General features: G+C 73.5%; 25 protein-coding genes and 2 riboswitches. Of the genes, 15 read left to right on the top strand and 10 right to left on the bottom strand.

Translation table 11 applies throughout. The features are described 5' to 3' along the window. Window positions 1-119: 119 nt before the first annotated feature. The 3 genes from BMY19_RS25420 to BMY19_RS25410 all read right to left on the bottom strand — a co-directional run bounded on the left by BMY19_RS25420 (window position 120) and on the right by BMY19_RS25410 (window position 3,845). On the bottom strand, window positions 120-1,241 hold the full coding sequence (locus BMY19_RS25420) for a DSD1 family PLP-dependent enzyme (protein ID WP_056529946.1): 1,122 nt from the start codon (window positions 1,239-1,241) through the stop codon (window positions 120-122). A 47-nt stretch (window positions 1,242-1,288) separates the two neighbouring features. Then, window positions 1,289-2,428: a pyridoxal-phosphate dependent enzyme gene (locus BMY19_RS25415; RefSeq protein ID WP_100253320.1), complete on the bottom strand. Its 1,140-nt coding sequence runs from the start codon at window positions 2,426-2,428 to the stop codon at window positions 1,289-1,291. Window positions 2,429-2,582: 154 nt separating this feature from the next. Then, window positions 2,583-3,845 carry a D-amino acid dehydrogenase gene (locus BMY19_RS25410; RefSeq protein ID WP_100253319.1) on the bottom strand — a complete coding sequence of 421 codons (1,263 nt, stop codon included), beginning with the start codon at window positions 3,843-3,845 and terminating at the stop codon, window positions 2,583-2,585. A 67-nt stretch (window positions 3,846-3,912) separates the two neighbouring features. Next, window positions 3,913-4,022: riboswitch (glycine riboswitch) on the bottom strand. 3 nt (window positions 4,023-4,025) lie between these two features. After that, window positions 4,026-4,128, bottom strand: a riboswitch (glycine riboswitch). Window positions 4,129-4,346: 218 nt separating this feature from the next. Between BMY19_RS25410 and BMY19_RS25405 the strand changes: the two genes are divergently transcribed. From BMY19_RS25405 to BMY19_RS25395, 3 genes are all read left to right on the top strand, one after another. Continuing rightward, entirely contained in the window at window positions 4,347-4,682 is a 336-nt protein-coding gene (locus tag BMY19_RS25405; RefSeq protein WP_056529955.1) for a hypothetical protein, read from the top strand. 188 nt (window positions 4,683-4,870) lie between these two features. Next, window positions 4,871-5,128, top strand: coding sequence for a hypothetical protein (locus BMY19_RS25400; protein WP_100253336.1), 258 nt, complete (start codon window positions 4,871-4,873; stop codon window positions 5,126-5,128). 97 nt (window positions 5,129-5,225) lie between these two features. Further along, entirely contained in the window at window positions 5,226-5,831 is a 606-nt protein-coding gene (locus tag BMY19_RS25395) for a glutathione S-transferase (RefSeq protein WP_091981296.1), read from the top strand. A gap of 70 nt (window positions 5,832-5,901) precedes the next feature. Here BMY19_RS25395 and BMY19_RS25390 read toward each other — a convergent pair whose 3' ends face one another. Then, entirely contained in the window at window positions 5,902-6,375 is a 474-nt protein-coding gene (locus BMY19_RS25390) for a DoxX family membrane protein (RefSeq protein ID WP_042673314.1), read from the bottom strand. A 470-nt stretch (window positions 6,376-6,845) separates the two neighbouring features. Between BMY19_RS25390 and BMY19_RS25385 the strand changes: the two genes are divergently transcribed. Beyond that, complete coding sequence (locus BMY19_RS25385) at window positions 6,846-7,643, top strand: glycosyltransferase family 2 protein (RefSeq protein WP_100253318.1); 798 nt, start codon at window positions 6,846-6,848, stop codon at window positions 7,641-7,643. A 77-nt stretch (window positions 7,644-7,720) separates the two neighbouring features. On the opposite strand, the gene argE is transcribed toward BMY19_RS25385, so the two are convergent. Then, window positions 7,721-8,953, bottom strand: a complete 1,233-nt coding sequence (gene argE / locus BMY19_RS25380; protein WP_100253317.1) for an acetylornithine deacetylase — start codon at window positions 8,951-8,953, stop codon at window positions 7,721-7,723. A 295-nt stretch (window positions 8,954-9,248) separates the two neighbouring features. On the opposite strand from argE, the gene BMY19_RS25375 reads away from it, so the two are divergent. The 7 genes from BMY19_RS25375 to BMY19_RS25345 all read left to right on the top strand — a co-directional run bounded on the left by BMY19_RS25375 (window position 9,249) and on the right by BMY19_RS25345 (window position 16,493). After that, entirely contained in the window at window positions 9,249-9,584 is a 336-nt protein-coding gene (locus BMY19_RS25375) for a hypothetical protein (protein WP_100253316.1), read from the top strand. A 67-nt stretch (window positions 9,585-9,651) separates the two neighbouring features. Continuing rightward, a complete protein-coding gene (locus BMY19_RS25370) occupies window positions 9,652-10,518 on the top strand; it encodes an alpha/beta hydrolase (protein ID WP_100253315.1) in 867 nt (288 codons plus the stop codon). Between the two features lie 189 nt (window positions 10,519-10,707). Further along, window positions 10,708-12,633 (top strand): sensor histidine kinase, encoded by a 1,926-nt coding sequence (locus BMY19_RS25365; RefSeq protein WP_100253314.1) that lies wholly within the window; start codon window positions 10,708-10,710, stop codon window positions 12,631-12,633. A gap of 325 nt (window positions 12,634-12,958) precedes the next feature. Further along, window positions 12,959-13,306, top strand: coding sequence for a hypothetical protein (locus tag BMY19_RS25360; protein ID WP_244492266.1), 348 nt, complete (start codon window positions 12,959-12,961; stop codon window positions 13,304-13,306). Window positions 13,307-13,474: 168 nt separating this feature from the next. Further along, window positions 13,475-14,152: a carbonic anhydrase gene (locus BMY19_RS25355; protein WP_020095513.1), complete on the top strand. Its 678-nt coding sequence runs from the start codon at window positions 13,475-13,477 to the stop codon at window positions 14,150-14,152. 2 nt (window positions 14,153-14,154) lie between these two features. After that, complete coding sequence (locus BMY19_RS25350; protein ID WP_244535015.1) at window positions 14,155-15,735, top strand: SulP family inorganic anion transporter; 1,581 nt, start codon at window positions 14,155-14,157, stop codon at window positions 15,733-15,735. Window positions 15,736-16,118: 383 nt separating this feature from the next. Then, on the top strand, window positions 16,119-16,493 hold the full coding sequence (locus BMY19_RS25345; protein WP_091677294.1) for a hypothetical protein: 375 nt from the start codon (window positions 16,119-16,121) through the stop codon (window positions 16,491-16,493). A 42-nt stretch (window positions 16,494-16,535) separates the two neighbouring features. Here BMY19_RS25345 and BMY19_RS25340 read toward each other — a convergent pair whose 3' ends face one another. The 3 genes from BMY19_RS25340 to BMY19_RS25330 form a co-directional block, all read right to left on the bottom strand. Next, a complete protein-coding gene (locus BMY19_RS25340) occupies window positions 16,536-16,751 on the bottom strand; it encodes a hypothetical protein (RefSeq protein ID WP_100253313.1) in 216 nt (71 codons plus the stop codon). 165 nt (window positions 16,752-16,916) lie between these two features. Further along, window positions 16,917-17,576, bottom strand: a complete 660-nt coding sequence (locus BMY19_RS25335; protein ID WP_100253312.1) for a hypothetical protein — start codon at window positions 17,574-17,576, stop codon at window positions 16,917-16,919. Between the two features lie 122 nt (window positions 17,577-17,698). Continuing rightward, on the bottom strand, window positions 17,699-18,793 hold the full coding sequence (locus BMY19_RS25330; RefSeq protein WP_091677303.1) for a replication protein RepA: 1,095 nt from the start codon (window positions 18,791-18,793) through the stop codon (window positions 17,699-17,701). Between the two features lie 890 nt (window positions 18,794-19,683). Between BMY19_RS25330 and BMY19_RS25325 the strand changes: the two genes are divergently transcribed. Together BMY19_RS25325 and BMY19_RS25320 are read left to right on the top strand one after the other, a co-directional pair. Next, window positions 19,684-20,529: a TrmH family RNA methyltransferase gene (locus BMY19_RS25325; RefSeq protein WP_082558017.1), complete on the top strand. Its 846-nt coding sequence runs from the start codon at window positions 19,684-19,686 to the stop codon at window positions 20,527-20,529. Between the two features lie 209 nt (window positions 20,530-20,738). After that, window positions 20,739-20,993 carry a hypothetical protein gene (locus tag BMY19_RS25320; RefSeq protein ID WP_026605300.1) on the top strand — a complete coding sequence of 85 codons (255 nt, stop codon included), beginning with the start codon at window positions 20,739-20,741 and terminating at the stop codon, window positions 20,991-20,993. Window positions 20,994-21,268: 275 nt separating this feature from the next. Here BMY19_RS25320 and BMY19_RS25315 read toward each other — a convergent pair whose 3' ends face one another. Together BMY19_RS25315 and BMY19_RS25310 are read right to left on the bottom strand one after the other, a co-directional pair. After that, entirely contained in the window at window positions 21,269-23,317 is a 2,049-nt protein-coding gene (locus tag BMY19_RS25315) for a methyl-accepting chemotaxis protein (RefSeq protein WP_100253311.1), read from the bottom strand. 102 nt (window positions 23,318-23,419) lie between these two features. Beyond that, window positions 23,420-23,779, bottom strand: a complete 360-nt coding sequence (locus BMY19_RS25310) for a winged helix-turn-helix transcriptional regulator (protein WP_020095505.1) — start codon at window positions 23,777-23,779, stop codon at window positions 23,420-23,422. Window positions 23,780-23,888: 109 nt separating this feature from the next. Between BMY19_RS25310 and BMY19_RS25305 the strand changes: the two genes are divergently transcribed. Together BMY19_RS25305 and BMY19_RS25300 are read left to right on the top strand one after the other, a co-directional pair. After that, entirely contained in the window at window positions 23,889-24,908 is a 1,020-nt protein-coding gene (locus tag BMY19_RS25305) for a zinc-binding alcohol dehydrogenase family protein (RefSeq protein WP_100253310.1), read from the top strand. A gap of 10 nt (window positions 24,909-24,918) precedes the next feature. Beyond that, window positions 24,919-25,344, top strand: a complete 426-nt coding sequence (locus BMY19_RS25300; RefSeq protein ID WP_091677311.1) for a cupin domain-containing protein — start codon at window positions 24,919-24,921, stop codon at window positions 25,342-25,344. The last annotated feature ends 4 nt before the right edge of the window (window positions 25,345-25,348 follow it).

Raw genomic sequence — 25,348 nt, 5'->3', positions numbered from 1 at the left:
AGGGACCTCCCGAGTCATGGTTTCGAAAGGTCGAGACCTTTCGCGGGTATCGGGCGGAGCCCGATGTCGGGGCGCCGCCCCGACGCCCCGCCGAAGGGCCTCGGCCCTTCGGAATCCCGTTACAACGTCATGCCGCGGGCGGTGACCGGCCAGATCGCCTCGACGCGGCCGTTCCGCACGCCCACGTACCAGTCGTAGACGTTGACCGTCGGGTCGCAATGGCCGGGGATCAGCTTCAGGCGCTCGTTGAGCTTCAGCACGTTGCCGGGATCGCTGATCACCCCGTGCTCGTCCGAGCACTTGACGTACTCGACGTCGTCCCGGCCGAAGACCACCGGCAGGCCGCTGTCGATGCTCTGCGCCTTCAGGCCGGCATCGCAGATCGCGACGTCCGCCTTCGCCTTGCTCATGATCGCCGTGTAGATGAACAGGCTGTTCTCGAACTCCGCGATCGGCCGTCCGTCCGCGTCCTTCACCCGCTGGTAGTCCGCGTCCATGAAGACGTAGGAGCCGCATTGCAGCTCGTTGTAGACGCCGCTGCCGCCCTCCATGGCGAAGCTGCCGGTGCCGGCCCCTGCCACGATGGCGCAGTCGAGCCCCTCGGCCTTGAGCAGGTCGACAGTGCGCTTCGTCTCGTCGATCGCCGTCTGGATCAGGGCCTTCCGCTCGCCGAAATCGCGCACGTGCTGGGCCTTGCCCTGGTAGGCCTGCAGGCCCGCGAAGCGCAGGCCCGGCGCCGCCGCGATCTTCTTCGCGATCGCCACGGCGGGCTCGCCCGGCGCGACGCCGCAGCGGCCGGCGCCGACGTCGATCTCCACGAGGCACTCGAGGGTGACGCCGTACCGGACCGCCGCCGCCGAGAGGTCGTCGACGTTGCCGAGGTCGTCGACGCAGACCAGCACCCGCGCGCGGGTGGCGAGCGCCGCGAGGCGCTCGATCTTCTTCGGCGCCACCACCTGGTTGGAGACCAGCACGTCGCGGATGCCGGCGCTCACCAGCGCCTCGGCCTCGCTGACCTTCTGGCAGCAGACGCCGCAGGCGCCGCCCCGCTCCATCTGCAGGACCGTGATGTCGGACGACTTGTGGGTCTTGGCGTGCGCCCGGTGGCGCAGGCCGTGCGCCTTCATGAAGCGTCCGAGCGTGTCGACGTTGCGCTCGAGGGCGTCGAGGTCGACCAGCAGGCAGGGGGTGTCCACCTCCTCGACCGGCATCCCGACGGTGGCGGGGATGTTGTTGCGCATGGTGTGTCCTCCTGATCGGCTGCGGATCTCGTGGCGGGGGGCCCGGATTACGGGGCGAGGCCCAGAAGCTCGGCGATGCGCGGCGTCGCCTTGATGCCGGTGCCGGTGAGCACCACCACGGTGGTCTCATCGGGCCGGATCGCGCCGCGCGCGGTGAGATCGGTGAGCGCCGCCGCCGCCATGGCGCAGGTCGGCTCGACGTAGAGGCCCGACCGGGCGAGCTCCATCAGGGCCGCCTCGATGGCGTCCTCGGAGACCGCCACGGTACCGCCGCCGGAGCGGCGGAGCGCAGCCAGCACCTCCCGGCCGCGGACCGGCTGGGCGATCGAGGCGCCCTCGGCCAGCGTCGGGCGCGGGGTGACCGGCACGAAATCCGCGGCGCCGGCCTCGAAACCCGCGTGCAGGGGGGCGCAATGGGCCGGCTGGACCGCGTAGAGCCGCGGCAGGCGGGCGATCGCCCCCCGGCGCAGCAGCTCCGAGAAGCCGATATCGCAGCCGAGGATGTTGCTGCCGGCCCCGCACGGGATGATCACGGCGTCGGGCGCGGTGAAGCCCAGATCCTCCCACAGCTCGTAGGCCAGCGTCTTGGTGCCCTGGAGGAAATGGGCCTGCCAGTTGTGGCTGGCGTAGAAGATCGACTCCGCTTGGGCGACGGCCGCGTCGGCGGTGTCCTGACGGGTGCCGGGCACCAGCTCGACCTCGGCGCCGGCGGCCCGCATCTGGACGGTCTTGGCCGGCGAGGTCGAGGCCGGGACCAGGATCTTGGCCCGCATCCCGGCGGCCGCCGCGTAGGTCGCCACCGCGGCGCCGCCGTTCCCGGAGGAATCCTCCAGCACCGCGTCGATCCCCTGCTGGCGCAGGATCGACAGCATCACGGCGGCGCCCCGGTCCTTGAAGCTGCCGGAGGGCGCGAACCACTCGAGCTTGAAATGGGCGTGGCCGCCCCGCCAGGGCCGGCGCACCAGCGGGGTGCAGCCCTCGCCCAGCGTGACCGGGTCGGCCACCGCCACCGGCAGGGCGGCGGCGTAGCGCCAGAGGGAGCGCCGGCCCGTGTCGATCTCCGCCCGCCCGATTCCCGGCAGGTCGGTGATCATCAGCGGACCGCCCGTCTCGGAGCGCCAGCGCGGCGTCTCGATCGGGTAGGTCGCCCCGGTCGCGGGGTCGAGATAGGCGGGAGACGAGGGCATCGCGGCTCGGGTTTCGGGGTGGTTCGGAAAGAGAATACAAAATAATCTTCGACGGCGCGCCCCCTGTTCGAGGATGGGACGGCGCGCCGCGCTGCGCGTCAGGGCTCTGCCCTGACAACCTGCCGAAGGGCCTCGGGCCCTTCGGAGACCCGGGTCAGGCCGCGAGCGGCAGGATCGTCGGCTCCGGGGCGTGCTCGGCGGCGACCGCCCCGGCGACGAGCTCGGCGGTGGCGCCCGAGAGGGTCCATCCGAGATGGCCGTGCCCGGTGTTGTAGAAGATTCCGGGCAGTCGGCCGCGGCCGACCTTGGGCAGCATGGTCGGCAGCATCGGTCGCAGCCCGCTCCAGGCCACCACCCGGTCGGTGTCGACGCGCGGGAACTGCTCGCGGGTCCAGTCGACCAGCGGCTCGATCCGGTCGTGGCGGATGTCGCGGTTGAAGCCGTTGAACTCGGCGGTGCCGGCGACCCGCAGGCGCTCGTCGCCGAGGCGGCTGGTGACGATCTTGGCCGCCTCGTCGAGGATGCTCACCTCCGGGGCCGCCGCCTGCGCCTCCGGGGTCAGCAGGTTCACGGTGATCGAGTAGCCCTTCACCGGGTAGACGTTGACCCGGTCGCCCAGCATCGCCGCGAAGTGCCGGCTGGCGCAGCCCGCGCAGACCACCACCGCGTCGGCCCGCAGGACCCGCGCGTCGCCGGCCGGCCGGCCCGCTTCGCGCCAGCCGACGGCGTAGCCCCCCTCCCCGGGCGCGATCGTCTCGACGCTGGCGTCCTGGACGAAGCGGACGCCCATGCGCGCGCAGGCGGCCGCGAGGCCGCGGGTGAATTTGTGGATGTCGCCGGTGGCGTCCGAGGGCGTGAAGAAGCCGCCGTGGTAGCGCCCGGCCAACGTCGGCTCGATCGCCCGGATCTCCTCGGGGGTCACGGCGTAGCGCTCCAGGCCGCCCTCCCGCAGCAGGGCGTTGACGGCGGTCGCCTTCTCGAAGCTCGCCCGGTCCCGGTAGAAGTGCAGGATGCCGCGGGTCTTCAGGTCGAAGTCGATCCCCTCGGCCTCGGCCATGGCGAACAGGGCCTCCCGGGCCTTCAGCGCCAGCCGCACCGTCTCCACGGTGTTCTCCCGGTAATGGGCGATCTCGCGGACGAACTCGGCCATCCACGACAGCTTGTGCCAGGAGGGCTTGGGATTCATCAGCAGCGGCGCGTCCCGGCGCAGCATCCAGCGCAGGCCCTGCATCACCGTGGAGAGCTTGTTCCAGACCTCGGCGTTGCAGGCCGAGAGCTGGCCGCCATTGGCGAAGGAGGTCTCCATGGCGGCGTAGCGCTGCCGGTCGAGGACGGTGACGCGGTAGCCGCGTCGGCTAAGCGCGTAGGCAGTCGTCACGCCGGTGATGCCGGCGCCGATCACGGCGATGTGGGTCATGGTTCGGGACTCCGAGACGTCGGGACGCGGGAAGGCCGCCCTGTGCGGTCGGCCGGTTGCGCGCCCCATCTGTCCCGGTGCCTGAGAGCTTGATCCGACCCGCCCTGGCGAGGCGAGGCACGGACGTCCCCTTCGGCGGGTGCCCACGGTTTCAGCCCGCTGCACCACTCTCCAGATCGCCCTGACGACACGGTTCCGGTGCCTGAGAGTTTCCGGGGCGGTTGCTCCGTCGGCGCCGGGTCCCCTCTGCTGGGAAGATCCCGGTCTCTCCCGCATCGTCACGATGGGCTGTCCCTGGATACGCCGACCGGCCGCGGGGGAGAAGCCCGTCCGTCCCGCCGGCGGCCGATTCCGCCGACAGCCGGTGCGCGTTGTCACCGCCGGAGCGCTGCCGGAGCGCTGCCGGAGCGCTGCCGGAGCGCTGCCGGATCATCGCGGGGAGCGATCCCCGCCGCCGGCGGTTGACCCGGGGGTTTGACGGGGACTTCCGGGGGACGGCCGATGCTGACCAGGACCGCGATCTACGAGGGCACGGTGCGCGACGGGCGGGAGGAGGAGTTCTTCCGCCGGGTCCGGGACGAGCTGGAGCCGTTCTGGCGGCGGTTCCCGGGCGTCACCGCCGTGCGGGTCCAGCGCCTCGTCTCCAAGGACGACGACGCGCGGCCGATCGCCATGATCCTGGAGATGGACTTCCCCGACCAGGCGGCCCTGGACGCCTGCCTCGCCTCGTCGATCCGCCCGGAATCGCACGCCGCCACCGAGGCGGTGATGCAGATGTTCGACGGCCGATTCTACCATCTGGTCAGCGCCGGACGGACCTTGTCGCTGGTGGATTGAGATCAGGTCCCGGGACGCCGCTGACCGACCATATTCACCGCTGTATTTACCGTACATAAACCGAGACTGACAGATTCATATCTTCTAGAGACAAAACTATTCGCCTACACACCAGTCGAACCAACCCTCTTAAGGGTCTCGGTGCAGCTTGTGCCCGAGCGACACCCTTGGTTCAGGCGGACGGCGCGATGGCGAAGTGGATACCTGGCGCGGCCGTCTTCGGTCTCCTGTGCCTGATGATCATCCCGGCCCCCGGGATCTGGGGCGTCCTGATCGGGGCCGCCTGCGTGCTCGCCATCGTCGGCAGCCTGTGCATGCTCGTCCTCGATCGGGTGGCGAGCGCCATCCTCGTCTGGCGCCAGCGGGTGCGGGTGCGACGCCCGAGCCCGGGCCGGAGCCGCAGCCGGGTGGTCCATGCCGGCTCCAGGGTGACCCGGAAGGTCTGAGCCTCCGGCGGGGCGCCGGGGACTGGATTCCCCGCGGTATCGGTGCAAGGTCCCGGCGCCGCGATCACGGCGCCTGAGACCAAACCGGGACGGTCCGATGAAGCTCCTCTACTCCCCCGCCTCTCCCTACGCCCGCAAGGTGCTGGTCCTCGCCCACGAGACGGGACTGATCGACCGGATCGCCGTCACCGTCGCGGGGGCCTCGCCGACCGGCCCCTCCGCGGAGGTCGCCGCCCACAATCCGCTGGGCAAGATCCCCGCCCTGGTGCTGGAGGACGGCACAGCCCTCTACGACAGCCGGGTGATCTGCGAGTATCTCGACAACCTCTCCGCCGGCCCGCGCCTGTTCCCCGAGGGCGCCGCCCGCTGGGACGCGCTGACCCGGCAGGCGCTCGCCGACGGCCTGCTCGATGCGGCGCTGCTCACCCGCTACGAGCGGGTGCTGCGTCCCGAGCCCCACCGCTGGGACGCCTGGGAAGCCGGTCAGGTCGGCAAGATCCGCGCGGCGCTGGACCGGTTCGAGAGCCTGGTCGGCGGGATGCCGGCGCTGGATATCGGCACGGTCGCGCTGGGCTGCGCGCTCGGCTACCTGGACCTGCGCTTCCCCGATCTCGCGTGGCGGGAGGGCCGCCCGGCGGTCGCCGCCTGGTACGCGGAGTTCGAGCGCCGCCCGTCCATGGAAGCCACCGTGCCGAAGGGCTGAGGGGCTCTGAGGGGCTGAGGGCCCCGCCGCGCCAAGCCCCGCCGCGCCAAGCCCCGCAGACCGCGCCCCGCTACGGCCGGGCCCGGTCGGCGATCGCGTAGGGATGGGTCGATCCGAGCGGATCGGCGAGGAAGTCCTGGACCGTCCCGGCGCCGGTGCCGAAGGTGATGAGCAGGAAGCCGCCCGCCAGCGCGAAGTTCTTCAGGAAGTCCCAGAACAGCTCGCGGCCCCTGCCCCCGGCCCAGAAATCCCCCGGCACCCAGAACTGCTTCCACAGCAGCGCCGTCACCCCGCAATAGCCGGCGAGCACGAAGGCGGCGGCCCGGTCGGCGGTCCCGGTCAGGATGCACAGCGACATCCCGATCTCGACGCAGAGCCCGATCAGGATCAGCGCCGCCGCGGGCGCGGTGGCGTGCACGGCCTGCCGCGCCTGCCCGACCGCGCCCCTGAAGTTCAGGATCTTGTCGAGGGCGCTGAACGGCAGGAACAGCAGCACGAGGAGCAGGCGGACGCCGAACGCGATCGCGACGCTGAGGCTGGCCATGCTCTGAAGGGTCTCCCTCAACCCGGCCCGGTGCGGACCGCTGATCCAAGGCGGTGATCCAAGGCGCTGATCCAAGCCGCGAGCGGCGCGAAGGTTTCCTCCGCGACGGGCCGGTGCCGGCCGGGAGTGACTCTGCCGCCCGGCATGCCGCGCTTCTTCGAGCGAGGGTGGCATCGCGGCAACAATGATTCAAGCCGTTTCGCGAAAATAATGGAACACCGGAAATTTTCAGAATTTCGGATCGATTCTCGGCCGACCGATCGATCGCGATGTATACAGTAACTCGAAACTTTTTCGATCATTATTGAACTCTACCCGAACCGATCGTCCGAGACTTGACAGGCACGGTCCCGTCTCGGCTCCAGTTCTGCAAGTCTCTCTCGGTCGACGCGCGGTGATCACGCGTGACGGCGCGCAGATCGGGGGAACCGGACCGCAAACCGTATCCGCAGAACCGGCGAGCCTTGACCATGCGAATCGCGATCATCACGCCGTCGCGGCTCAAACCCTCGACCCTGGCCGGAGAGGCCGGCCCGTACTTCCTGGAGCACGCGATCGCGAGCGCCAACGCCCAGGAGCTCGACCGGCCGGCGACGATCCACTTCTTCGTCGGGACCGATCCCGGGACCGAGATCCCGGCACGGCTCGCCGCGCACCCGCAGGTCACCTTCGCGCGCGGCGCGCGCAAGGGCCAGATCCCCGCGCTGAACGCCGCCATCGCCGCCGTCGACGACAGCTGGGACCTCGTCGGCTTCCTCGAGGACGACGATCGCTGGCTGCCGCCCTATCTGGGCGTCGCCGTCCGCGCCCTGGACCGCTTCGATTTCGTCTCCTCGACGCAGCTCGAGACCGACGAGGCCGGCGAGGTGGTGCGGATCAACGACTTCGCGACGCCGTCGGGCTGGCTGATGCGGCGGGCCACTTTCGCGCAGGTCGGCGCGATCAGCCCGGCCGCGAAGTGGCACTACGACAACGAGTGGCTCGGCCGCCTCGCCGAGACCGGCCTGCGCCGCGCCCACCTCGTCGAGGCGACGGCGCCCGTCACGCTGCAGCACGCTTCCCTGGTCCGCCCGTGGCTCGCCAACGTCCTCCAGCTCGGCGGCCCCAACGTGCAGCTCGCGCGCCACGGCTTCGTCCTGCCGCTGGTGTGCCGCCTCGTGCATCCGGGCTCCGGAAGCTCGGATGTCGGCCAGGGCGGGACGTCGAGGGCCGAGAGCGAGGCCGAGTACCGGCGGCTGGTCGACCGCTTCGGCCGCATCCCCTGGTGAGATCGCCCTGGTGAGATCGCGCCGCGCGACGGACGCTCCGCGGACCGGCGGCGCGCCCGACCGGCGCGGTGGCCGGTTCAGCCCGGGAGCGCACCCTGGGACGCCGCCGCGGAGCCGGTCACGCAGGCGCCGATCAGCCGCCGCACGAAGCCCGCGCAGGCCTCGAGTTCGTCGCGGGTGACGTACTCGTCCGCCCGGTGGGCGCGCGCGATCGAGCCCGGCCCGATCACCACGGCCGGCACGCCGCCGAGCCGCTCGAACAGCCCGCCCTCCGTGCCGTACGAGACCTTGGCGTGGCCGTTGCGGCCCGCGAGGCGCTTGGCCAGGGTCACGATCGCCGCCTCCGGATCGGTGTCGAGGCCCGGATAATCGATCAGCGGCTCGACCGCGACGCCGCAGGCCGGATCGCCGGCCCGCATCAGCGGCGCCAGCGTCCCGGTGGCGTAGGCGATCGCGGACGCCGCCAGCGCGGCGGCATCGTCCGCGCCGATCGCCCGGTACTCGAACTCGACGCTGCAGCTGTCGGGCACGATGTTGAGCGCCGATCCGCCCCGGACCACGCTCGACAGGCCGGTGGTGTGGGGCACGTCGTAGAGCGCGTCGCGGGCGCCGTCCCGGGCGATGGCCTCCGCCGACAGGCGGACATGCTCGATGAAGCGGGCGGCGTACTCGACCGCGTTGACCCCCTGGGGCGCCAGGGCCGAGTGGCTGGCCTTGCCGCGGAAGGTGAGGCGGGCGGCCGATTTGCCCTTGTGGCCGACCACCACGTCCATTCCGGTCGGCTCGCCCACGAAGCAGCCGAGCGGCCGCGGCACGCGCTCGAGCATCCGGGCGATCAGCGGGCGCACGCCGAGGCACCCGATCTCCTCGTCGTACGAGATCGCGATGTGGATCGGGGTGGCGAGTTCCGCCGCGACCATCTCGGGCAGGAGCGCGAGGCAGACCGCGAGGAACCCCTTCATGTCGGAGGTGCCGCGCCCGTAGAGCCGCCCGCCCTCCTCCCGCAGGACGAACGGGTCCGACGACCAGGGCTGGCCGTCGGTCGGCACCACGTCGCTGTGGCCGGAGAGCACGTAGCCGGGGCGCGTCTCGAAAGGCCCGACGCTGACCAGCAGCGCCGCCTTCCGGCCCGTCGGATCCGGCACCCGCTCGACCGCGGCGCCGAGGTCGCGGCAATAGGCCTCCGCCCAGTCGATCAGAGGCAGGTTCGAGCGGGCGCTCACCGTGTCGAAGGCGACGAGCGCGGCGAGCAGCGCCGCCGGATCGGGCGTGCCGGGGCGCGGCGTGGCGGTCTGTGCGGACTCTGTCATGGATCCCATGTCGTGGGGAGGCCTTGGGGAGGTCTTGGCTGGGTCTTGGCCAGGTCTTGGCTGGGTCTTGGCTAGGTCTTGGCTAGGTCTTGGCTAGGTCTTGGCCGGGCCGCGGCCGGCACACCGCCCCTCCCGAATCGGTTTCGGAGGGGCGCGGCATCCGCCGGAGTTCTCGGCCTTCCGGGGATCCAGGGCAATGCCCGGCGCCCGGCGGCGCAGACCCGGAACCGGGACGACGTTCGGGCGTAGCCGCCGGGTAGGGCCCCTTCGGCCCGCTCGTCCCGGAGCCCCGACCATGCGTCCCGGTCCCGCCCCGATCCTCGCCGTCCTCCTGTCGACGCTCCTCTTGCCGACGCTCCTCCTGCCGACGGCCCTGCTGCTGGCCGCCCCGGCCGAGGCCCGCCGGCAGGCCGCGCGCCCCGCCGGGCGACCGCATCACCGCGCGGCCTCCGACATGGACCTGACCCTCGCCCGCATGGCGGCGCGCGACCGTCCGCTCTGGCGGGTCTGGCAGCGGCCCCGGCCCCTCGCCCGCACGGTCGCGCCGGCGACGCGCGAGCGGGTCGCGGCGCCGCCGCTCACGGGCTGGGGCTACGGCGGCACCGTCCCGGGTGCCACGCCCGGCTTCTGAACCGCCTCGACCCGGGCCCGGCCGCCTGCCATGGTGCGGGCGACCGCAGCGGCCCGAGACGGACACGATGGTGCTGGAGTTCCGCCTGGACGATCCGACCCCCGCGGATCCGCGCCGCCGCTGGGACATCCTCGCGCAGGAGGCGCGGGACGCCTGCTACGACAACACCCGCGCGGTGGCCGACAGCGCCGCCCAGGTGGCCGCCCGGGACGCGGCCTCGGCCGCCTATCGGGCGGCGCATCCGGCCGGCCTCGACGTGCCCTACGGCCCCGGCGCCCGCAACGCCCTCGACCTCTACCCGGCGCGGGACGCGGCGGCGCCCTGCCTGGTCTTCATCCACGGGGGCTACTGGCAGCGGGGCGCCCGGGAGCTGTTCGCCTGCTTCGCGGAGGGCCCGAACGCCGCCGGCTGGTCGGTGGCGATGGTCGGCTACACCCTGGCGCCGGAGGCGGGCCTTTCCCGGATCGTGGCGGAGATCGGCGCGGCCCTCGACTGGCTGGCCGCCCACGGGACCGCGCGCGGGATCCGCGGTCCCCTGATCCTGTCGGGCTGGTCGGCGGGCGGGCTGCTCACCGCGATGCAGCTCGGCCATCCGGCGGTGGCGGCGGGTCTGGCGATCTCCGGCGTCTACGACCTCGCGCCGATCCGCCAGACCTCCCTGGACGCCAAGCTGAGCCTCACCGACGGCGAGATCGAGACCCTGTCGCCCCTGCGGCTCCCGGTGATCGCGAAGCCGCTCTGCATCGCCTACGGCTCCCGCGAACTGCCGGCGCTGATCCACGACGCCCGCAACCTGCACGCCCTGCGGGCGGCGGCCCACGCCCCCGGCTCCCTTCTGCCGGTCCCCGGGGCCGAGCACTTCTCGGTGCTCGACGCCCTGCGCCGGCCGGGCGGGCTCCTGGTCCGGGCGGCCCACGCCCTTCTCGAGGACTGAGGCCCCGGCCGGCAGCCCGGACCGCACCCAGACGCCGGGGGACGACGGGGTGCAGATTTGCAACTCCCGATAGAAATTCTGCATCGCCGAGGCCCGTTTCCGCCTTGCTGAGGCCTGCCCCGCGTGCTGAGACGGGATCGCGGGCACGATCTCCCTCCACCGGGAGCCGGCCGATCCCAGGGAGATCGGATGCAAGCGGTCGCGCGATCGGAATCCCTTGCGGCGCCCTGCGCCGGCCCCGCGGACAGGACCGGCCGCCGCGGCGGATGGCGTGACCGGTGGCGCGCGCCGCGGCTGCGCGTCGTGCTGGCCCTGGGTTTCGGCACGCTCAGCTTCCTGACGACCCTGACGCTCGCCGCCCTGGTGAGCCGCGAGGCGACCCGACGGCTCGAGGCGGAGGTCGGCGGCCAGCTCGCCGAGATCGCCGGTCAGATGGCCCGGGGCCTCGATATCGGGATGTTCGAGCGCTGGCGCGACATCCAGATCGCCGCCGCCTCGGACAGTCTGCGCGATCCCGGGACCGGAACGGCCGCCAAGCGCGCCGTGATGGAGCGGCTCCAGGCGACCTACCCGGCCTACTCGATCATCGGGCTGATCGACGCCGACGGGCGCTTCTCCGTCACCAGCACCGGCGCCCTGGAGGGCGCCGACGTCTCCGGCCGCGACTATTTCCGCGGCGGCCGCGCGGGCCCCTACGTGGGCGACGTGCACCCGGCCAAGCTCCTCGAGGCGCTGATGCCCCCGGACGAGGCCGCCGCGCGCGCGGCGTCGCGCGAGCCCCTGCGGCTCCTCGACGTCGCGGCGCCGGTGCGGGCGCCGAACGGCCGCGTCCTCGGGGTGCTGGCCGCCCATCTCGACTGGACCTGGGCGCGCGACATGGCCCGCATCCTCGAGGCTGGCCTCCGGGGCCACCGCCAGGGCGCCGAGATCCTGATCCTGTCCCGCGACGGCACCGTGCTCCTCGGGCCGCCCGCCCTGCAGGGCGCCCCCCTGCCCCGCTCGGTCCTGGCGGGCGGCCGGCCCCTCGATCCGGAGGGCACGAGCCGGGTCGGCCCCTGGCCGGACGGCGCCGCGTATCTCAGCGCCCGCGCGTCCACGGCCGGCCACCGCGACTATCCGGGCCTCGGCTGGCAGGTGGTGGTGCGGCAGACGGCCGACCGGGCCCTCACCTCGGTGGCGGCCCTGCGCGGGGGCATCCTGGCGGCGGGCAGCGCGGTGGCCCTCGCGGCGGCGCTGCTCGCGTGGCTGCTCGCCGGCCTGATCGCCCGCCCCCTGCTGGATCTGGCGGCCGCCGCCGAGACCCTGGGCCGCGACCAGCCCCTGCCGACGCTGCCCCGCTCCCTCGTGCGCGAGGGCGCGACGATCGCCGACGCCCTCGCGGCGGCGGCGGACGAGCGGGCCCGGCGCGCCGAGACCCACCGGCTGCTGATCGACGAACTCAATCACCGGGTGAAGAATACCCTCGCCACCGTGCAGGCGATGGCGGCGCAGAGCCTGAAGAATCTGGGCGCCGGCGCGGCGGCCGGGCGCGACGCCTTCGAGGCGCGGCTCCTCGCCCTGTCGCGCGCCCACGACATCCTGACCCGCGAGAGCTGGGCGAGCGCGGATCTGCGCGGCATCGCCGCCCAGGCGGTGCGGCCCTTCCTGGGTCCGGACCCCGTGGGCGGCGATCCGTCGAACCGGGATTCCTCCGGTCGGGAGACTTCGGATCGTGACCCTGCGGAACGGGACGCTCCGGGTGCGAACACCCCGCGCATCACCCTGGACGGCCCCGACCTGCGGCTGCCGCCCGAGGGCGCCCTCGCGCTCACGATGATCCTGCACGAATTGTGCACCAACGCGGTCAAGCACGGCGCCCTGTCGGTTCCGGGCGGGCGGGCCGCGCTGGCTTGGACGGTGGAGGCGGGTCCCGACACCGAGACCCTGCGGCTGACCTGGCGCGAGTGCGGCGGCCCGCCGGTCGTCTCGCCGTCGCGGAAGGGGTTCGGCACCCGCCTGCTCGAGCGGGGCCTCGCCGGAGGCAGGACGGCCAGCCTCACCTACGAGGCCGGCGGCCTCGTCTACGTGGCGGCCAATCCCCTGCCCGCGGCGCGTCTCCACACCGGACGGGCCTGACCCCGCTCCGGCCCGGGCGACCGTCGTCCCGACCGCACCCGACCGCACCCGACAGCGCGCGCGTCCGCGGTGCGAGGGCGGCCGCGCGGCCCTGCGCGCCGCGGACCCGCGCCGTCGGCGCCAGATCTGTCCTTAATCCCGGCCCCTCTATCAAGATGGACAAAGACGTGCGCGGACGCACACGATAGTACTTACGCCACGGATTAAAGCTTTCGTCGATACAATGTGCCGATGCGCACACGCTATTCCGAAAATGTAGACTAGGGTCGACTTATCGGCAGGGATGCGGTGTCCCTCGCCACAAGTCGAACAGCGAGGAAACGCCATGATCCAGTCCCGCACCCAGTCCCGACATCTCCCGGTTCGCGGCCGCGCGGCCGGTCCCGCCTTCGGCCTCGCCCTCCTGGCCGGGATCCTCGGAGCGCCCCTGGCGGCGCAGGCGGGCGAAGGCGGCGGCGGGAGCCGGCAGGCCGCCGGCGGCGGCCACATGAGCTCCTACATCAACGACCCGCACCACGACCCGCGCTCGCTGCACTCGCAGCGCTCCGGGTCCGGGCAGCTCCTCGGGGCGCCGATGGTTCACGACAGGGCCGGGGCCACCGTGGCGCGCGGCCAGGTCGTCGACCCGCACTGGGCCTCCGGAACCGCGGAGCGCCGCCGGGTCCGTCGCTGAGACTTCGGAGGCCGGGCCTCCGACGCGACACCCGACACGTCACCCGACACCGAGACCCGCCGCCCGGCCCCTCCGGCCGGGCGGAGCCGACCGAACACCGCTGCGCGCTCCGGCGCATCGCCCTTCCCCGTTCTCGCCTTCCGGTTCTCCCGGCCTCAGGGACCCTTCATGAACAACCTCATCCAGGGCATCGCCAGCTTCCAGGGCAGCGTCTTCCCCGGCCAGCGGCAGATGTACCAGCAGCTGGTGCGCGACGGTCAGCACCCGAGCGCGCTGATCATCGCCTGCGCGGATTCCAGGGTCTCGCCCGAGCACATCACCCAGGCGGGGCCCGGAGACCTGTTCGTCTGCCGCAACGCCGGCAACATCGTGCCCCCGGCCTCCGACGTGGTCGGCGGCGTCTCCTCGGCGATCGAGTACGCCGTGGTGGCCCTCGGCGTGCGCGACATCGTGGTCTGCGGCCACTCGGATTGCGGCGCCATGAAGGGGCTGATGAACCGGGACCTGCTCAAGCGGATGCCCAGCGTCGCGGCCTGGCTGCGCCACGCCGAGGCCGCCGAGCGGATCGTCTGCGAGGCCTATCCCGAGGGGATGGACGCCCAGGCCCGCCACCACGCCCTGGCCCTGGAGAACGTGGTGGTCCAGCTCGCCAACCTGCGCACCCATCCGAGCGTCGCCGCCGCCCTGGCCAAGGGCTCCCTGCGGCTGCACGGCTGGTTCTTCGAGATCGAGACCGGTGCCCTCCTGGCCTACGACGGCGCGAGCGGACAATTCCGGCCGATCGCCGGGGCCGACATGCCCGTGGCGCAGGATTCCTCCGCCAGCAGCCGCCTGCAGGCGGCCTGACCATGCGCGCCCCCGGCCGCCTGACCACGAGCCTGCAGAGCGCCCTCGCCCCGGACGGCGCCGTCCGGGCGAGCCTCGCCCGGGACCTGCCCGCCTCCGTGGTGGTCTTCCTGGTGGCGCTGCCCCTGTGCATGGGCATCGCCATCGCGTCCGGCGTGCCGCCGGAGCGCGGCCTCATCACCGGCATCGTCGGCGGCATCGTGGTCGGCCTCCTCGCCGGCTCGCCGCTCCAGGTCAGCGGGCCCGCCGCCGGGCTCGCCGTGATTGTCTACGGGTTCGTGCAGGCGCACGGTCTCGACGCCCTGGGTCCCGTCCTGGTGGTGGCGGGCCTCGTCCAGCTCGTCGCCGGCGCCCTGCGGGTCGGCGGCTGGTTCCGGGCGATCTCGCCGGCCGTGGTGCACGGCATGCTGGCCGGCATCGGGATCCTGATCGTGCTGGCCCAGATCCACGTCCTGACCGACGCCCTCCCCCGGGCGAGCGGCCTCGACAACCTCGTGGCGATCCCGGCCGCGTTCTTCAACTTCGTCAGCGGCACGGGCGACCGCACCGGGGCCGTGATCGTCGGCGGGATCACCATCGCGGCGATGATCGCCTGGGAGCGGCTGCGCCCGGCGCGGCTCCGGCTCCTGCCCGGGGCGCTCGTCGGCGTGCTGGCGGGCAGCCTCGTGGCGGGATTCGGGGATCTCGCCGTCAAGCGCGTGGCGGTGCCGGAGGCCCTGTTCTCCGGCCTCGCCCTGCCGGCGGCCGAATCCTGGGCGCGCCTCGCCGAGGCCGAGATCCTGATCATGGCCCTGGTCATCGCGGTGATCGCCAGCGCCGAGAGCCTGCTCTCGGCGGCCGCCGTCGACCGGATGCACGACGGTCCCCGCACCCAGTTCAACCGGGAACTCGGCGCGCAGGGCATCGGCAACCTGATCTGCGGGCTCGTCGGCGCGCTGCCGATGACCGGGGTGATCGTGCGCTCCTCGGCCAACGTGCAGGCGGGCGCCGTGAGCCGCGCCGCCACGGTGATGCACGGGACCTGGATCCTGGCGTTCCTGCTCGCGCTGCCCTGGCTGCTGGCCCTGGTGCCGACCGCGAGCCTCGCCGGCATCCTGGTGGTCACCGGCTGGCGGCTGGCGAGCCCGGCCCACGCCCTGCACCTGCAGGCCCGCTACGGCTGGCTGACCGCGGCGATCTGGCTCGCCACGATGGCCACCGTGGTGGCGGTGGACCTGCTCACCGGGGTGCTCACCGGCCTCGCCCTGAGCCTGATCCAGGCCCTGCCGAGCCTGCGCAAGGGACGGCTCCGGATCGAGCACGCGGCGGCCCCCGAAGTGCCCGGCGTGCCGGAGCTGCGCCTGTCGGGGGCGGCGACCTTCCTGCAGCTGCCGAGCCTCACGGCGGCCCTGGAGCGGACCCCCGCGGGCGGCGAGGTCCGCCTCGCCACCGACAACCTCGCGGCCATCGACCACACCTGCCTGGAGATGATCGGCGACTGGGCGAGCCGGCGCAGCGCCGGCGGCAGCCGGATCGCCGTGGTGGGCGGGTCGGGTGTCCCGCACGACCGGCTCGCCGCCGCGGTGGCGGCCCCGGCGCACTGAGGGCCCTGGCGCACTGAGGGCCCTGGCGCCCTCCGCCGGCGGCGAGACCCGTCGGGCGGAGGGCGCGCCGCCCACCCGGGGCGGTTCGCGGCGACACGGCCCGAACCGACGGCCCGAAACGACGGCGCGGAGCCGTTCCCGGCGCGATCGGGAGCGGCTCCGCGCCGCGTCCGCACCCGGTCGCCGGGCCTCCATTCCCGGACGACGGCGGCCCGCCGCGCGGGCCGTCAAGGCTGTCCGCCTCCGGGGAGACGGCGATCTTCAAAACCGGTTAATCCTGAATCTTCGCGCCCCTTTAACGAGCGGGAGGCCAGACTCAGCCTCACGGCAGGTCCGGCCCGCGGGACCGGCCGGCGGAATGGTTCTCGTCAGGAGCTTCGTCGATGATCAGGTTCCTCGCGGCCTCGGCCGCCTGCCTGGTCCTGTGCGGCGCCGCGGCGGCGCAGGACATGCCCGGCCTCGCGACCCTGAGCCCGCCCGACCCGGTGCAACCGGTGGCGGCGAGCCCCGCGCTCCCGGCACCGGACGGCGCGGTCGCGCCGGGATCGCGAGCGGAGGCCGGCTCCGATCCGGTCGCGCTCCGGCCCGCGCCCGGCCGGGTGCCCGTCGGCAGCCTCACCCTCCGCGGCACCGCCGCCGACCCCGCGCAGACGACCGCCAGCCTGAAGGTTCCGGCGACCGGCCCCGGCGCGTCCAAGCCCTGGTGCGCGCAGGAGCGCCGGATCGGCACCGGTCAGGGCTTCTGCCTGGTCAACTGAGCGGCCCCTGATGGGCCAAGCGGCCGGATCGGGCGGCCCGGATCAGGAGGCCGCGTAGACGGTGACCTCGTCGAAGGTTCCGCCTTCCGGCGCGTAGTCGAGGGACGCGACGAGAAGCACCAGCACGGCCGCGCCGACCGCCGTGACGGCGAGGAGCCGCGTGATCAGATCGGCGTGGCCGCGGGCGACGTGGACCAGCGCGCAGCCGAGCATGAAGGCGCAGACCTGCGTGGCCGGCGCGGCGAGCGCCGCGGTCATCGCGCCCGCCCGATCATCCGATCACGGCCGATCCTGTTCATGCACGTCCTCCCCGGCCGGGACGCCGTCTGCCGGCGCGCAGCCAAGCAGATCGCCCGTCGCGGCGCCCCCCCAATAGGGGGGAGCCGGCGGGGTCCGGCCTCACGTCTTCGTGACCGGCGCCCCTCAGGCGGGCTCCGGTCCCGGCCATGCCGGGGCGGATCCCGGGATGGATGCCAGGGCGTAGGTGGCCTCGGCGACCCGGTTCAGGGGGCCGCCCGGCCCGGACCGCTTCCACAGGCGCGTGTTCAGGGCCGCCACCGGATCCCGGCCGGGAAGGGTGAAGCCCTGCCCGGCGAGCACCTCCAAAATCTCGGCCGCGTGCAGCGGCCGGCCCGCCCGCGCGATCGCCGCGCAGGCCGCCTGCACCACGGCCCGGCCGTAGCGGCGGGCGCCGGCTGCGTCCTCCGTGAAGGCGATCGCCGGCGGGATCGGTCCGGCGGCGCCGACGGGACCGGGCGCCCCCGCGGACCGCGCCGCCGGACCGGCCCGCGCGCCCCAGTGCCCGGGGGCCGCGCCCGCCGCGTCGGCAAGCGATCCGGACCGGGCCTCTAGGACGTCCCGTACGTCCCGCCCCCGCGGCGGCTCGTCGGCCGGGTCTCGGCGTGGCCCTGCCGGCGGATCGGGCTTCGGGGCCGGGTCCGGCCGCGCGTCCGCTCCGCCGGCCGCGAGCCGGCGGCCGAGTTCCTGGTAGAGGACGAGATCGGCGATCTCCCGATCGAGCGCCTCGCGCTGGCGTCGCAGCGCGGCGAGCCGCGCCGCGATCTCGGAATCCGACAGGGCCACGTGATGTTCCTTCCAGGCGGACGGAACACATATCTCATTCCGCGCCATTCAGGGAATAGCCGCCGTCACATATTCCGTCAGGCAGCCATTCCCTGAGGGAATGAGAGGCAGCGATCCCTGTTCTATTCCTTGAGGCGTTTCCGTATTCCCTTAGCCGCAGGGCGAGGCGGCACGAGCAGCGTGCTGGGATCGGCCGGGTGCAGGGTCAGCCCGCCGTCGTCGAGCACCAGCGGCAGCCGCGGAAACACCTCGCGCAGATGCGCGAGATCGGCCTTGAACGCCTGGCGGAAGCTGCGGATCGAGGCGTTCTCGGCCCCGAACTGCGCGTGGAGGTTGGCCCAGGTCAGGCGGAGCGGCCGCTGCAGGGACCGCAGGCGGTAGCCGGTCCAGAACAGCAGGTCGAGCTTGCGCGCCGAGCCCGAGAAGGCCCGGGCCGCCCGCAGGTCCACCGGCAGGGCGTGCCGGATCAGGGTCTCGTAGAATTCGGGATCGAAGCGCACCGTGCGGCCGGCCTCGTCGTCCCCCTCCCCGGCGCGGGGGCGCCACAGTTCCAGGCTGCGGAACGGCGGGACGTTGAGGGTGGTCGCGCTGTCGCGCCCGTCCCAGAGGCCGATCTGCATGGAGCAGGCGGCCAGCCGGTTCAGCTGCTCCTTGAACTGGCGGATGGTGCCCCGCTCGCCCCCCGTGACCGCGAAGCCCATCTCCCGCATGAAGCCCGACAGGGTCTCGGCCACCTTCACGGTGGGGCTGCGCTGGCGCACGGCCTCGGTGCAGAGGTGCAGCAGCACCAGCCGGGCCTTCGGGCCGTAGGGCAGCCCCTGGGGCTCGAAGGCGCCGGTCTCCGGGTCCTTGATCCGGCCGGCGATCAGGTTGAGCGAGTTGCGGCCGTAGCTGCGGGAGAATTCCCGCACCGGCCCGGGGTCCCGGTAGGGCAGGCCGCACAGCGCCAGGACCGAGTGGATGTGCTGGAGGCTCGACGGGACGGCCGGCTCGTTCTCGATCACGAGGCGCACCGCGTCGCGGCGGCGCTGGTCGCGGGACAGCCCGGCCCGGCGGCTCTCCTCCTCCCCCAGGAGGGCGGCCTGGGCATCGCGCTCGCGCTGACGGTGCAGGACGTGCTCGACGATCTGCGCGAACAGGAAGCCGCCGCGCGCCGCCTCGATCTCGGCCCGCAGGTCCGGGTCGTGGATCCCGGCGATCTTCTCCTCGATGCTCATCGCCCCTCGGCCCGCGGTACACGGGCCGTCGATCCGCCAGGCGGACGGACGGCCCGATCCTGCCATGCCACGATTCGCCCGCCGCGGCCCCCGTCCGATCGGCCTTGTCCCGGCAATCCACGCTTCCCCGGTCGCGGGGACGCGCCGGAAAGCGGGCCGACACTGCTCCCTTCACGGCCGGCTCCCGGGCCGGCACGCGCAGAGTTCGATACGGGCCCCGCTCCCCCGGCGATCCCACGCAGAGTCCGATACGCGGGACCGCTCGGTGTCCGTCCCCGTTATTCACCGCTCCGGGCCCGGATTCGCGCCGAATCGGATACGCCGCCGCGCAGATTCCGATACGCCGACCGGCCGTCCGGGCGCAGAATCGGATACGCCGCGACGCAGAGTCCGATGCGGGCCGGCGCAGAGTCGAATGCGCGAATGCAGGCCAAGGCCCTGGCACAGATGCGGAATTCGCCACCCCATATAACTTGCTGAACTGACTCTCTGAGAGATTCTCCCAGATAATCTTCCTACTGCGGACCAGCCCGTTCGTTCTGACGAACGACCGTGTCGCGCCCGCACATGCACAGGTCACAAAGGGAATATGAGTTCGTTTTCCACATTCCTACGCGGGAGGACCGTCCCGACTTGACGGGTCGGCGACGGAATCCGGTGCCGTGCCGGCGCGCTCCGTCAATCGTCCTGGCCCTGGATCCCCGAGGGCTGCCGGCAGTTCCCGGTGTGATGCCGGCTTGACGCGCGCGATGCCGCCCGGTTTCTCGGCTCCTTCCGACAGGGCCCTCAGAGAAGAGCGCGCCGATGCCCCCCTTGCCCGAATTCGTCTGGCCCAGCCTCGCCCGACCCAGCCTCGCCCGACCCAGGGCCCCTTTGCCGATCGCGGCCCGATGACGGATCGCCGCGACGACGCCCGGCCGCCCGGCGGACGCCCCGCCCGGCCCCGCCCGCACGGGCCCCGGCGCCCCGCCCCCCGGTCCGGAGGTCGCCCGGGCGGGGCGTCCCGCCCGTGGGAGGAGGGCGGCGACGGGCCGACCGTGCTCTACGGGTGGCATCCCGTGGTGCAGGCCCTGGGCAACGCCCAGCGCGGCCTGCACCGGCTGCTCGCCACCGAGAACGCGGCCGCGCGGCTGGAGGCCGAGTTCGGCGGCGCCGTGCGGATCACCCCGGAGCTGGTGCGGCCGAGCGACATCGGCCGCCTGCTCGGGCCGGACGCCGTCCACCAGGGCCTGTACCTGGAGGCCGAGCCCCTGCCCGCGCCCGGCCTCGACGACCTGCCCGCCGACGCGCTGCTGCTGGCGCTCGACCAGATCACGGACCCGCACAATGTCGGGGCGATCGTGCGCACCGCCGCGGCCTTCGGGGTCGCCGGGATCGTCACCACGGCGCGCCACGCGCCGGGCGCCACCGGAGTCCTGGCGAAATCCGCCTCCGGCGGCCTGGAGCACGTGCCCTTCGTGACCGTCCGGAACCTCGCCGAGGCCCTGATCGCCCTGGGCGAGCGCGGCTTCACCCGGGTCGGCCTCGATTCGGACGCGCCCGAGAGCCTCGACGCGCTGACGATCGCGCGGCCGCTGGTGATCGTGCTGGGTGCCGAGGGCAAGGGCCTGCGCGAGCGGACCCGGGGCTGCTGCGACGTCCTGGCCCGGATCCCTTTCTCGGGCGCGATCCGCAGCCTCAACGTCTCGAACGCCGCCGCCATCACCCTCTACGCCCTCGGCCGCGAGAGAGACTGACAAGAGACTGACAGGGGAGCGACAGGAACCCGCCGGGGCCGTGACGGACGCGCGACGGGGACGCGGCCGGACCGGCACCCGATCGGTCCCGGCGAGACACGTTCGGAAACACGGAACCGCCACCGGAAGCCCTTCTTCCGCCTAGGCAATCTTCGCAACTTCCCGTAGAATAAGTCGCGAGGGGGGCGTCGTCTCGAGGGCTGCGCCGGATGTTGGACGATGCGTTTACCTACGGCGGTTGGGTCCTCGGCCTGATCGCCGTCGGCGTGTGGATCTGGCTCGCGCGGCGCGCCTTCCCGAGTTTCGAATCCTTCGTGACGGGCTTCGACGACGAGCTCCAGCTCGGCGCCAGCCCGGAGGAGCGCGCGCGCAGCGCGCGCTGGCGTCAGGTCCGTCAGGCCGCCATGGCCCTGACGGCCGTCGCGGCCCTGTGTCTGTCGATCGGTTTCGCGATTCCCGACTGATTCCCGACGGGGCCGGAAACCCGGAGGCGATCCGGCCCGGATCCCGCGCTGAAGCCCCGGGGTTCCGGGCGTGCACCGTCCCCGTGCCCTCTCGCGGCCGGCGCGGAGCCTTCGTGGCGGTGGGCTCGTTCGGCCTCGAAGCCCTGGATCGCCGTGCCGCCCAGGGAGCGCGGCGTGTCGTGGCGGCCGCAAGCCCGTCATCGGTTCCCCGGGCCGCCTCGCGCCGAGACGGTTCCCGACGCCGCCAGGGGGCTCGACCCGCCGGAAGCCTCTCTTCAGGCCGCGCGGACCCGGGCCAGGAAGCCTTCGACGGCGCCGCGCAGGTCGCCCGCCTGCCGGGACAGGTCGGCCGCCGCCCGCAGCACCTGGGCGGAGCCCTGGCTCGCCGTGCCGGCCGCCGCGCCGACACCGGCCATGTGGCCCGAGACGCCGCGTGTGTCCTGCGAGGTCTGCGCGGTGGTCCGGGCGATCTCCGCGGTGGCCGCCCCCTGCTGCTCGACCATGGCGGCGATCTCGGCGCCGATCCGCGCGAGGTCGCGGATCACCGCCGTGATGCCGCCGATCGACCGGACCGAGGCCTCGGTCGATCCGGTGATCTCCGCGACCTTGCCGGCGATCTCCTCGGTGGCCCTGGCGGTCTGCTCCGCGAGCGTCTTGACCTCGGCGGCCACCACCGCGAAGCCGCGGCCGGCCTCCCCGGCGCGGGCCGCCTCGATGGTGGCGTTGAGCGCCAGCAGGTTGGTCTGGCCGGCGATCTGCGAGATGATCGCGACGATCTCCCCGATGCTGCCGGCCGCCTGGGCGAGGCGGTGGACTTCCCCGGCCATGCCGTCGGCGCTCCGCGTGGCGTTCGCCGCGAGGTCCGCCGAGGACCCGACCTGCACGCCGATCTCCCGGACCGAGGCGGTGAGCTCCTCGGTGGCCGCCGCCACCGTGTCGGCCGAGCGGGCGGCCGAATCGGCCGACACCGCCACCGCCCGACTCAGATCGGTCGTGTCCTGGGCGGCCCGCGCCATCCCGTGCGCGGAGGCCTCCAGCTGGGCCGCCGCCGCCGAGACGGCCTCGACGATCCCGCCGACCTGGCGCTCGAAGCTGTCGGCGAGGCCGAGGGCGGCCGCGCGCTGGGCCGCCGCGGTCTCGGCGGCGAGCCGCTCCTGCGCGGCCCGGGCCGCCCGGCGCTCGGCGACGCTGTCGCGGAACGCCAGGGCGGCCGCGGCGATCGCCCGGACCTCGCGCGGCCCGCCGGTCGGGATGGTCAGGTCGGCCGTGCCCGCGTCCCGGCCGATCGCGGTCAGCACCCCGGCCATCCGGGAGAGCGGCCGGGCGATGGCCGTGCCGAGCCAGACCGCGAGGCCGGCCGAGAGGGCGAACAGGGCGAGCCCGCCGGCGGCCCAGAGGGCCAGCATCCGCTCGGCGCGGGCGTGCGCCGCCCCCGCGGCCGCCACCAGGTCGGCGGTGAGCCGATCCTCCACGCCCTTGAGGGCGTCGATCCGCTGCGTGGCGAGGCGGAACCACCCCGGCGCGTCGCGGAAGGCCGGGGGTGTCCCCGGCATCGTCTCCTGCACGCCCGCGCGCAGGCGGGCGACCGCGCGGGACGGCTCGGTCGCCTCCGCGGCGTCGAGCAGGTTCGCCTGCCCCGCTTCGGCGCCGGCCCGGAACAGGCCGGCATAGGTCGCCTGGTCGGCCGCGAGGGTCGCGAGGCGGCGGGCGGCCGCGAGGTCGAGGGTGCCGGAGGCGAAGACCGCCGAGGCGGCGGCCCGCTCCTGGCCGGCGGCCTCCTTCAGCGCCAGGAAGGCCGCGTAGGCGTTCGCCCGGGCGGCGAGGCCGGCCTCGTCGATCGCGCCGCCCATGGCCCGCACCAGGCCGAGCCCCTCCCCGATCAGGCCCGTGTAGTAGGCCACGGCCTGCGGCGGGGCCGCCGTCAGGGCGTCGACCGCCCGGCGCTGCGCGGCCAGCCCGGTGAGCGCCCGCGCGAAGCCCTCACCGCGCGCCTGGAAGACCGGCCCGAAGCCCGTCGCGGCCTTCATGGCCTCGGGAAGCCCGGCGAGGGCCGCGTCGGTGCGCACGCGCTGGGCCGCCAGTTCCGGGCCGAACTGCGCGCCCTTCGCGCCCAGGAACAGGCTCGAGGCGCCGCGCTCCCGCTGGGCCTCGTGCACGAAGGCGCTGATCCGGGAGGCGAGGCCGACCAGGCCCTCCACCCGGCCCATCTCGGCGCGGCGCGCCCACTGGTCCGACACGGCGAGGCCCGCCGCCCCCGCGAAGGCGAGGCACGGGGCGAGCGCCACCGCCAGGATGCGGGCGCGGAGCGAGGCGAGGATCGGCATCGGAAGTTCTGGAACCGTCCGGCAGGAGATGCGCCACCTTCCGGCCAAGTCATAAAGATCCGGTTATGTGGTCGCGCCCATATTCGGCACCGGTTTGCCCAATCAGGCGGCGTTTTGAGTCGTATCTGCCAATTCCGCGTGCAGATCACCCCAGGTCTTCAGCGCGCGGATGACCGGATCGAGGGACCGCCCCCGCTCGGTCAGGCTGTATTCCACCTTCGGAGGAACCTCGGCGTAGACCGTCCGGGTGATCAGGCCGTCGGCTTCCATTTCGCGCAGCTGGTTGGTGAGCATGCGCTGGGTCACGCTGGCGAGGCGCCGCCGGATCTCGTTGAAGCGCAGGGTCCCCTCCAGCAGGTGGTAGAGGATCACGCCCTTCCACTTGCCGTCGATGAGCCGGAGCGTCGCCTCGACGGCGCAGCCGGGGCTGCAGGCGCCCGTGTGGCGGCGGGTGCGGGGCATGGGCTGTCTCCGACGGTATCATTTCCGGCACTAGTGGCGTTTTATGTGCGTACTTGCGGCCCGTGAAGGCGGGCGGCATCTCCTGCGGCGACACTCCGAGGAGATCACCATGCGCGCCGTCGGCTACCGCAAGTCCCTGCCGATCACCGATCCCGAGGCCCTGGTCGACTTCGACCTGCCCCAGCCCGAGCCCGGCCCGCGCGACCTGCTGGTGAAGGTCGAGGCGGTCTCGGTGAACCCGGTCGACACCAAGGTCCGGCGGCGGGCCGAGCCGGAGGAAGGCGGCACCAAGGTGCTCGGCTGGGACGCGGCCGGCACCGTCGTCGCCGCCGGCGCGGAGGTCCAGGGTTTCGCCGCGGGCGACGCGGTGTTCTACGCGGGCGACCTCACCCGGCCGGGGACGAACGCCGAATACCATTGCGTCGATGCCCGCATCGTCGGGCACAAGCCGAAGAGCCTCGACTGGGCGCAGGCCGCCGCCCTGCCGCTCACCGCGATCACCGCCTGGGAGACCCTGTTCGACCGGCTCGACGGGGACAAGCCGGTGCCGGGCGCGGCCCCGGCGATCCTGATCGTCGGCGGCGCGGGGGGCGTCGGCTCGGTGGCGATCCAGCTCGCCCGGGAACTCACCGACCTCACCGTGATCGCCACCGCGTCGCGGCCTGAGACGGCGGCCTGGTGCCGGGACCTCGGCGCCCACCACGTGGTCGACCATTCCAGATCCCTGGCGGCGGAGGTGGCGGCCCTGGGGATCGGCGCGCCGGGCCTCGTCTTCTCCACGACCAGCACCGACGCCCACCTCGCCGCGATCGTGGAGCTGATCGCCCCGCAGGGCCGCCTCGCCCTGATCGACGATCCGGAGCGCCTCGACGTCGGGCTCCTCAAGCGCAAGAGCCTGTCGCTGCACTGGGAGTTCATGTTCACCCGCTCGATGTTCGCCACCGCCGACATCGCCGCCCAGGGGGCGCTCCTCGACGAGATATCCCGCCTCGTTGATTCCGGGCGCCTGCGCACCACCCTGGGGGAGCATTACGGGCGGATCGACGCCGCGAACCTGCGGCGCGCCCACGCGCTGGTCGAGAGCGGGCGCGCCAGGGGGAAGATCGTGCTCGAAGGGTTTTCCGATTGAGGAGGACGTGATGGCGGACGCGGCGGGGACCGGCCTCTTCGACGTGACGGCGCTGGCGGCGGGTCTGCCCGACAGCGCCGAGACCCTCCTGGTCGACACCTACCTGACCGACCGGGAGGCGGCGAGCGCCCGGGTGTTCCGAGTCTACCGGCCGACCCCGCCGCACTATCACGCCACCTGCGACGAGTACCTCTACTGCCTCTCGGGCCGGGGCCGGGTCTGGCTGGGCGATCCGGCCGCCGAGACGGCGTTCGGCCCGGGCCAACTCCTGTTCTTCGAGAAGGGCACGGTCCACGCGATGCCGGCGCTCGAGCCCGGGGACCCGGTGGTGTTCCTGTCGATCGACACGCCCCGGCGGGCGCCGACCGACATCGTCTTCGTGAACCCGGAGGACGGGACGCCCGCCACCTTCATGGCGCGCAACGCCGAGGCGTGAGGGG

Origin of the sequence: Methylobacterium sp. UNC300MFChir4.1, from assembly GCF_900110155.1 — a bacterium.
Classification (GTDB): Bacteria; Pseudomonadota; Alphaproteobacteria; order Rhizobiales; family Beijerinckiaceae; genus Methylobacterium.
The sequence above is the reverse complement of the archived record's forward strand: the minus strand, read 5'-3'. Positions and strand labels throughout refer to the sequence as shown.